The 9037-nt window shown below is 75.3% G+C and carries 7 protein-coding genes; 2 read left to right on the top strand and 5 right to left on the bottom strand.

The features are described 5' to 3' along the window. A partial coding sequence (locus EDJALFJO_RS27140; RefSeq protein WP_088289447.1) for a glycine betaine ABC transporter substrate-binding protein occupies positions 1-707 on the top strand: 707 nt, incomplete at its 5' end. Between the two features lie 45 nt (positions 708-752). After that, complete coding sequence (locus EDJALFJO_RS27135) at positions 753-1778, top strand: NADP-dependent oxidoreductase (protein ID WP_088289446.1); 1026 nt, start codon at positions 753-755, stop codon at positions 1776-1778. On the opposite strand, the gene EDJALFJO_RS27130 is transcribed toward EDJALFJO_RS27135, so the two are convergent. The 5 genes from EDJALFJO_RS27130 to EDJALFJO_RS27110 form a co-directional block, all read right to left on the bottom strand. Then, on the bottom strand, positions 1765-3918 hold the full coding sequence (locus tag EDJALFJO_RS27130; protein ID WP_088289445.1) for a penicillin acylase family protein: 2154 nt from the start codon (positions 3916-3918) through the stop codon (positions 1765-1767). The genes EDJALFJO_RS27135 and EDJALFJO_RS27130 overlap by 14 nt on opposite strands. A 79-nt stretch (positions 3919-3997) precedes the next feature. Continuing rightward, a complete protein-coding gene (locus tag EDJALFJO_RS35200) occupies positions 3998-5374 on the bottom strand; it encodes a thrombospondin type 3 repeat-containing protein (protein ID WP_088289444.1) in 1377 nt (458 codons plus the stop codon). 165 nt (positions 5375-5539) lie between these two features. Next, complete coding sequence (locus tag EDJALFJO_RS27120; RefSeq protein WP_198950689.1) at positions 5540-6127, bottom strand: carboxymuconolactone decarboxylase family protein; 588 nt, start codon at positions 6125-6127, stop codon at positions 5540-5542. Then, on the bottom strand, positions 6124-8655 hold the full coding sequence (locus EDJALFJO_RS27115; protein ID WP_088289443.1) for an ATP-binding protein: 2532 nt from the start codon (positions 8653-8655) through the stop codon (positions 6124-6126). The genes EDJALFJO_RS27120 and EDJALFJO_RS27115 overlap by 4 nt, the downstream gene beginning before the upstream one ends. After that, complete coding sequence (locus tag EDJALFJO_RS27110) at positions 8652-9032, bottom strand: response regulator (protein ID WP_158220584.1); 381 nt, start codon at positions 9030-9032, stop codon at positions 8652-8654. The genes EDJALFJO_RS27115 and EDJALFJO_RS27110 overlap by 4 nt, the downstream gene beginning before the upstream one ends. Positions 9033-9037: the final 5 nt, after the last annotated feature.

The following is a 9037-nucleotide window of genomic DNA, read 5'->3' as shown; positions in this document are numbered from 1 at the left end:
CCGCGGGGAGCACCGACGCGATCGTCGAGAACTGGGGCCACGACGAGCTCAAGAAGAAGTACATCGACGACGAGCGGGTGCTCGTCGAGGGCGGGCTGACCGGCAACAAGGGGGTCATCGGCTGGTACGTGCCGCCGTGGATGGCCGAGACCTACCCGGACATCACCGACTACCGGAACCTCAAGAAGTACACGTCGCTGTTCAAGACCGAGGACTCCAAGGGCAAGGGGCAGTTCCTCGGCGGTGACCCGACGTTCGTGACGAACGACGGCCCGCTGCTGCGCAACCTCGGGCTGGACTTCACGGTCGTCTACTCGGGCAGCGAGGAGGCGCTCATCAAGGCGTTCCGCGCCGCGGAGCGGGACAAGACCCCGCTCCTGGGCTACTTCTACTCCCCGCAGTGGCTGCTCTCCGAGCTGCCGCTCGCGCACGTCAGCCTGCCGCCGTACACCCCCGGCTGCGACGCCGACCCGAAGACGGTCGCGTGCGACTACCAGCCCTTCGACCTCGACAAGATCATGAACCGCACGTTCGCCCAGTCCGGCAGCCCGGCCGCCGAGCTCATCAAGAACTTCCAGTGGACCGACGCCGACCAGAACGAGGTCGCCCGGGCGATCAACGCGGGGACGCCGCCGGAGGACGCCGCCAAGGCCTGGCTCGACGCCCACCCCAAGGTGTGGAGGAAGTGGCTGCCCGCGGCGCAGTGACCGGCTCGGTCGGTCGGGCGGCGGCCGCGCGGCGAGAATGGGCGCGTGACCGACCTCGTGAACCGCCGCATCGTCCTGGCCGCCCGCCCCGTCGGGGAGCCGGTGCCCACCGACCTCCGGCTGGAGACGGTGCCCGTCCCCGAGCCCGGGGAGGGCGAGGTGCTGCTCGCCGTCGAGCACCTGTCCCTCGACCCGTACATGCGGGGCCGGATGAGCGCGGCGAAGTCGTACGCGGCGCCCGTGGAGATCGGCCAGGTCATGGAGGGCGGCACGGTGGCCCGCGTCGTCCGCTCCCGGAACGAGCGCTTCGCCGAGGGCGACCTCGTGCTGTCGTACTCGGGGTGGCAGGAGTACGACGTGAGCGACTGCGCCGGGCTGCGCCGGCTCGACCCGGACGTCGCGCCGCCGACCACCGCGCTCGGCGTCCTCGGGATGCCCGGCTTCACGGCCTGGGCGGGGCTGCTGACGATCGGCCGCCCGCAGCCGGGGGAGACCGTCGTCGTCGCGGCGGCGAGCGGGGCCGTCGGCTCGGCGGTCGGGCAGATCGCGCGGATCAAGGGCGCGCGGGCGGTCGGGATCGCCGGCGGGCCGGACAAGTGCGCGTACGTCCGCGACGAGCTCGGCTTCGACGCGTGCGTCGACCACCGGGCGCCGGACCTCGCCGGGCAGCTCGCGGCGGTCTGCCCGGACGGCGTCGACGTCTACTTCGAGAACGTCGGCGGCGCCGTCTGGGACGCCGTTCTCCCGCTGCTCAAGCCGTTCGCCCGGGTCCCGGTGTGCGGTCTCATCGCCCACTACAACGAGACCGGTGCCGCCGCGGGGCCGGACCGCCTCACCGGCACCATGCGCGCGGTCCTCACGAAGAGCCTGACGATCCGCGGGTTCATCCAGAGCGAGTTCGCCGACCAGCGCAAGGCCTTCTACGCCGAGGCCGGGGAGTGGGTCCGGTCCGGGCGCCTGCAGTACCGCGAGGACGTCGTCGACGGGCTCGAGAACGCCCCCGCGGCCTTCGTCGACCTGTTGCGCGGCAAGAACTTCGGCAAGCTCGTCGTCCGGGTCAGCCGGTCGTGACGACCTGCTCGTGCTCCGTCTGTGCGAGGTCGTCGACGACGGTGACGAGGTCGCCCGCCGCGTAGACCGGCAGCTGGTCGAGCGCGTGCGGGGAGTCCCACCGGCCGCTCGCGCCGAGCGGCACGACCCAGCGGCTCGCCGAGCGTTCGGCGAGGTCCCAGACGTACCGGGCCACCGGGCCGCGCGAGCACGCCTCGCTCACGCCCGGCACGGACGAGGCGGCGAGGACGCAGTCGATGTCGCCGGCCACCGCCGCCGGCGGCACGGCCGGGGCCGCGGGGTGCCCGGGCCGCAGCGCGTGGACCGGCACGAGCACGTGGACGTCGCCCCAGACCCGGTGGCCGCCGGCCGCGGCGTCGTCGAGCGCGGCGGCCGAGGCGGCGGGGACGTCGAGACCGAGGTCGGCGCCGCGCAGCACGAGGGTCTCCAGGGCGAGCCCGACCTTGGTCGGCACGTCGAGCCAGGAGGCGTAGAGCGCGGGCCGGCCGTGCGGGCGGTGCAGCGGTGCGAGTGCCGGGTCGGCCGCCAGCCGGCGGACCAGGGCCGTGCGCCAGGCCGACAGCAGTGCGGCGTCCGGGCTGCCGGCGTCCATCCGGCCGTCGAAGGCGAGCAGTCGCTCGCGGACCGCGCCGGCCGCGTCGGACGCCGGTGCCGTCGCCGAGGCGAGGTCGCGGAGCACGTCGAAGGAACCGAGCCGGGTGTCGACGTGGATCCGGGCGCAGTCGTCCGGGCCGACCCGGCCGCCGCCGTCGCCGTCCCCGCCGCGGTCCCCGTCGCCGTCCAGCAGACCGGTGAGCAGGGTGGTGATCCGGTGGGCGCGGTGCGGCGGCGCGAAGTCCGAGCCGAGGTGCTCGGTGTCGCCGGGACGGCGGTCGTTCGCGCAGGAGACGAACCCGCCGAGGGCGGCGACGTCGACGGCCGGCAGCGGCTCCCAGCCCGTCCAGGCCGTCGCCGGGTCGTCCCCGGGCACGGGACCGGTCCGGTTCTGCGCCGCGCGGGCGGGGACCCGGCCGGCGACGATCCGGCGGACGGTGCCCGCGGCGTCCGCGACGAGCACGCTGTTCACCGGCTCGACCCAGTGCGACCAGGCGGCCTCGACGTCCGCGGCGGTCCGCGCCCGCAGCAGCAGCGGCAGCGCCTCGAGCCCGAGGTCGCCGAGCACCCGCGTCGGTGTCCGCAGCGCGAGCCCGGCCCCGCGACCGTCCGGGCCGTCGTCGTCGGGGCCGCCGACGACGAGCGGGCCGCGCGGGGTCACGACGACCTCGACGTCGACGTCCGCGCCGTCCCGGACCTCGACCCGCTCCCGGTGCGACGGCGCCTCGACCCACGCGTGCCCGTCCCGGACGAGCACCCGGTCGCCGTCGCGCCGCAGGTGCTCGACGTAGAGGTCCTGGTCGTCGGCCATCGCGTTCGTCAGCGCCCACGCCGCGGGGCCCGTGTGCCCGAAGTGCTGGACGCCCGGCACCCCCGGGAAGGCCAGCCCGACGACGTCGAACGCGTCGTCGGGTGCGGTGCAGACGAGGTGGACCTGCTGGTAGACGCCGGGGGCCTCGATGACGCGGTGCGGGTCACCGGCGACGAGCGCGCCGCCGGTGGTCGTCAGCGCCCCGGTGACCGCCCACGCGTTGCTGCCGGAGGTCTGCGGCGTCTCGCGGCCGAGGAGCGCGACGGCCTCGTCCCCGAGCGTGGCCGCGACGTGCCGGCGCCACAGCTTGGAGGGGTAGGCGCCGAAGAGCGCGTGCTGCACCGCGAGGACGCCGAGCGGGGTCCAGGGCTGCCAGGGCCCGAAGGCGACGCCGAGCGCGTCCAGCTCCGGGGCCGTCGCCAGCCCGGCGCCGCGCGCGTGGTTGACGCCCTCGACGTAGGCCCCGACCCAGCGCTGGGTGGCCGGGGCCAGCCCGGCGTAGGCGCGCCGGGCCAGGGCGTCGACGCCGATCCGGCGGGCGAGGACGTCCCAGTCGGTGCCGTCCGCCCCGATGGCCGCGGCCAGGGTGCCCTCGCTGCGCCGGCGGGCGACCTCGAGCTGCCAGGCCCGGTCCTGCGCCGTGACGGCGCCCTGCCCGAACGCGAGCGCGTCGGCGTCCTGCGCGAGGACGTGCGGGATGCCCCAGCGGTCGCGGCGGATCTCGGCGGTCGGCATCGGGGGCCTCTCGGTTCTGCGGGTCTGCGGGGTCTGCCGACCGGTGCGTGCCCGGTCGGCAGACCCCCATCATGACCCGTCAGGGCAGCAGGTCCGGCGGCACGGGGTCACCGCCGTTGACGTTGCTCAGGTCCGGCGCGGAGACCTCGACGAAGAAGATGCAGCCGGCCTTCTCGCAGCCCGGTTCGGCGGGGTCGGTCACCGAGGGCCCGGGGACGAGGTCGGTGATGTCGACCTGGGGCAGCCGTGTGCCGAATCGGGCCCGCACCCCGCTGAGGAACGCGATCCGCGCTGCGACCTGCTTCGGCGTCGGCATGACCAGGGTGTACTGCTCGGAGTCCGGGTCGACGTAGGGGCTCGACCCGGTCGGCGTCGCGGAGGACTTCGGGTCGGCCGGTTCGCTGGTCGCGCCACCGGTCGGGCTCGCCGCGGGGTCGCTGGACGACGACCCGCCGCCGCTCGGCGTCGCTCCGCCGCTCGGGGTCGCTCCGCCGCCGGACGTGGCCGGCGCCGGACCGGACGGCGCGGTCGACGGCTTGGTGTGCGTCTCGCTGATGACGTTTCCCTCGGCGTCGTAGACGACCTCGTGGATCTCGCCGGTGTCCATGTTCCACGTGCGCTTGCCGTACGCGGTGACAGTTCCGTTGTGGTAGAAGGTGAAGTACGTCGTCGAGGTCCCGTCGTCGTGGTTGACGATGTCGGCCGTGTAGGACTCGACGCCCCTCCAGGAGAACTCGTGCCGCTGCAGGTGCGTCGCGTCGTTGACCTCGATGTACGGCGTCCCGAGCTCCGTCCCGGCGCGGACGTTCCAGCCGTCGTAGTAGCCCGACGCCATCTGCCCGGAGATCAGCGTGGCATCCATCCCGTTGGTGCGGGCGCCGAACAGCTCCTTGCCGTGCGCGGCGTTCGCGGCCTCGAGCATCCCTGCGAGCATTCCCGTGTCGACGAGCGCCGACAGCCCGTCTGCGAGCTGTGCGTGCAGCTTCCCCGTCGGGCTGAGCCCGCCGAACTGCGTCACGAGCCCCAGCAGGTCCTGCACCTGGCTCGTGCTGTCGGGCAACGACAGGTCGGTCACGGCCAGCCGGTCGGGGAACGCGGTCGACTGGACGAACACCGACGTGTCGACGATCTCGAGGTTCGTCACGCCGGGGTGGCTCGCCGGGTCCTTCGGGTCGGTGCCCTGGAGCCTCTCGTACCAGTCGCTCCAGCCGTCGCCGTCCGTGTCGACCGCGAAGGCCGCAGCCGAGTAGTAGCCACCTGCCACCGTGAGCTCCAGGTCCTCCAGGCGGGGCTGCTCCATGGCCGCCGCGGCCAGGGTGCCGCCGAGAGCCACGGTCAGCGTGGCCGCGCCGAGGGTCAGGAACCGGGTCGGCGCTCCGGAGCGGATGCGCAGGGTCCGCAGTCCCGCGCCACCCGCACCCCATGTGCCGTACCCGGCACGACGTCGCTTCGACATGTCTGCAGACCTCCCGCGCAGATACCCCGCGCGACGCGCCCCGGCGCCGCCTCGGGACGATCCTCCCCGCGGACCGGACACGGCGCAGTCGTGGTGCCACCACCGTGATGCGGTCGCTCGACGTTGGCCTGCAAGGGGTTCGGTGTCGTCCTCGGCGCGGCTCCGTCAGTCGCCCGGACCGTCCGGGCGTGATCCGTCGACGCGGAAGACACGGAGCTGGAGCGCGAGCATCGCGTAGTAGCCGACGAGGGTGAGCAGCTCGAAGAGGCCGGCCTCGCCGAGCGCGGCCACCGCGCGGGCGTAGGCCGTGTCGTCGAGGTCGCCGGTCGTCGCGAGCATGTGTGCCGTCCCCGCGACGAGCAGCTCGTCGTCCTCGAAGACCTCGAAGCGGCTGTCCCGCAACGCCTCGAGCTCTTCCTCGGTGAGCCCTGCGCCCCGGCCGACGGCCTCGTGCGCGGCGCGCTCGAACGTCGAGCCGTGCACCTGCGCCACGACGAGGATCGCGATCTCGCGGGCCCGGTCGGGCAGTCCGGTCTCGTAGCGGACGGCGGTGCCGAGCGCCTGCAGCGGCAGGCCGAGGCGGGGCTGCAGGAGGAAGGCGTTGAACGGGCCGGCGAGGGCGCCCTCGTCGTCGACGAGGCGGAACGCCTGCGGGCCCTGCGCACGCCGGCCGCCGGCGACCGCGTCGTGCACGGCGCGCTGCTCGGCGTTCAGGGTCTCGGGCAGCAACCGGGGCAGGCGGGGCGTCGTCACCCCACCATGGTGCCCGCGGTGACCTGCGGGCCGGCGGGCACCCAGCCGGTGAGTGCGGTCCCGCGGCCCGGGGCCGACGTCGCGACGAGGTCGCCGCCGGCCTCGCGGACCCGGCGGACGAGCTCGGCGACGCCGCGGCCCGCGTGCAGGACGGCGGGGTCGCAGCCCTGGCCGTCGTCGCTGACCCGGAACGTCAGCCGGGGCCCGTCCGGCTCCTCGACGAGGTGCAGGTCGATCGCGACGGACGCCTCCGGGCCGGCGTGCTTCGTCGCGTTCTGCACGGCCTCGTTGCAGACGAAGTAGGTGGTCATCGCCGCCGCCGCGGGGACGTCGTCCGCGCCCTGCGCGGTCACCGTCACCGGCCGGCGGGCCAGCGCGGCCGAGCGCCGGAGCGCCTCGTCGACGCCGATCTCGCGCAGCGTCTCACCGAACCGCCCGTCGACGAGCAGGGTCAGCTCCTCGCGGGCCTGCTCGACCTGACCCGCGACCCGTTCCAGCACCACACCGAGCCGCTGCCACGGTGTGCTCACGCCGGTTGCCGGGGTCGGCGCCGCCTGCCGCGCAACGGGTTCCGCACCTGCTCGCGACCCGCCGGTACCGGACGTCGCCACCTGCGCCGCGAGCTGCTCCGCGACGTGCAGCTGGATCGCGAGGGCCGCGAGGTGCTGCTGGGCCCCGTCGTGGAGGTCCCGCTCGATCCCGCGCCGGGTCGCGTCGATGTCCTTGAGCAGGTCGAGCAGGGCGGTCTGGAGGTGCTCGTTCGAGGCGTCGACGGCGGCCCGGCCCTCGCCGAGCGCGAGGACGACGAGCAGGCCGACCGCGACGACCGTCGGTGCGAGCAGCGAGAGGTACACCCACTGCGGCAGCAGGGCCGCGTCGACGAGCCCGGTCTCGGCGACCCCCAGGCAGATCACGAGGACGACCATGAGTGTCTGGGCGAGGCCGATCGCCTCCAGGGCGCGCCGGGAGAGGTACGGCAGCCCGAGGATGAGCGGGAGCATGACGATGAGCGCGGCGGTCGGGGCGAAGGCCGGGATCGCGGCGCTGACGACGATGCCGGCGAACGCCGTCTCGAAGCACAGCAGCCCGAGCGCCGCGCCGCGCCGTCCGCGCCGCTCGAGCGCGCCCGCGCCGAGGACGCTCGCCATGACGACGACGAGCACCGCGTCGATGATGCCCACGGCGACCAGCCGCGTCACCGCCCAGACGGCGCTCGTCGCGACGAGACCGAGCGCGCACAGCAGCGTGCTCGAGGAGATGAACCGGGTGAGGATCGCGACGGCCTGCGGGTCGGCGTCCGCGGCGGCGGGCGGGACGTCCAGCGGGGCCGCCGCGTGCACCGTGGTCCGGCCGTCCGCCCGGGTCACGTCGAGCGTCCCGCGGACGCCGTCGACCCGGTCGGTCAGTGCGGCGAGCGTCTCGTCGTCCACCTCGAGCCCGTCGCCGTCCGGTCCGTCCCCCGTGAGCAGCAGCTCGGCGTACCCCCGGCGTTCGCGGATCGCGGCGGTGAGACGGGCCCCGGGCCGGGCCCGTCGGCACGCGACGACGAGCGCGTAGAACGCGGACTCGACGTCGGCGGGCAGCCGCGCTCCGGCGTCCTCCACCACGACGACGCCGGGCGCGGCCGGGTCGGCCCGCTCCGTGTGGTCGAGCGCGCGCAGCGCAGCCCCGAGGCCGTGCTGGTGCAGGACGTCCGGGAAGACGCCGTGGGAGAGCGCCCGGAGCCGGGCGAGGGCGTTCTTGGCCGTCGCGCTGCCGTCCGCGGCCCCCGCGCGGACCCGCTCGGCGTCCTGCTCGGTCCGCAGCCCGGCGACGAGGTCGGCGAGCCGGGCCAGGTCGCGCGCCGTCGAGGAGGACAGCGCCCGGGCGACGTCGAGCTGGCCCTCGCGGTCGGCGTCCCGGGCGCGCGCGGCCAGCGCGCGCAGCCGGTCACCCCGGTCCCGCAGCACCGTGTACGTCTCGCGGGCGATCCGCGCCGCGACGGTGCCGGTGGCCAGGCCGTGCGCGCCGAGGACGACGACGTAGAGCCACCGCGGGGCGAGGTCGGCGACGTCCGACCAGTCGCCGAGGCTCACGAGGGCGACGAGCGCGGCGTTCGCCAGGCAGAGGGCGAAGTAGCCGCGGCGGGCGCCGCGGTCGGTGTAGCCCGCGAGCGTGAGGTCGCCGAACATGACGAGCATGACGAGCGGAGCGGCCTCCGGGACGGAGACGACGGCCCCGACCCCGGCGAGCCCGTGCCCGACCGCGAGGAGGAACAGCGCCCGGTGCGTCCGGTCGGCGAGGATCTCGCGCCGCGCGAGCCGGGCACCGGAGAGGGCGAGCCAGCGGGAGGCCCAGCCGACCCACAGCCAGGGCGAGCCGACCCAGACCACGATCGCGAGCAGCAGCGCCTGGGCGACGAGGTCGTCGACGGACCCCTTGTCGATCATCTGCAGGAGCCGCCGCTCCGAGGCCGTGAGCGGGCGCCGCGGGGGCCAGCCGGTCCCGGTCGCGCGGGTCGCGCCGGTCACCCCGGTCGGCCCGGTCACCCCGGGTGCTGCCGGCACCGGTCGAACCACTCGTGGAGGACGTGCGCGTCGAGGTTCTGCTTCGGGACGAACGTGACGCCGGGGTCGTCCGGGATCGGCGGCAGCTCCGAGGGCGCCGCCGTCGAGCACAGGACGACGGGCAGCCCCGGCCGCAGCGCCCGCACCTGCCGGGCGCCCTCGACACCGTCGACCCCGCCGAGGTTGACGTCGAGGACGACCAGGTCGGGGTCGGCGGACAGCGCCTCGAGCGCCTCCGCGACCGACGCCGCCTCGGCGACGACCGCCAGCCCCCCGTCGGCCATGCACAGCACCCCCACGGCTGCGCGGAACGGCGCGTGGTCGTCGACCACGAGCACCTTGATCAGATCCCCACCCATCCGCG

This window comes from Kineosporia sp. A_224, from assembly GCF_002198655.1.
Classification (GTDB): domain Bacteria; phylum Actinomycetota; class Actinomycetes; order Actinomycetales; family Kineosporiaceae; genus R-H-3.
This window is presented reverse-complemented; position numbering and strand designations above follow the sequence as displayed.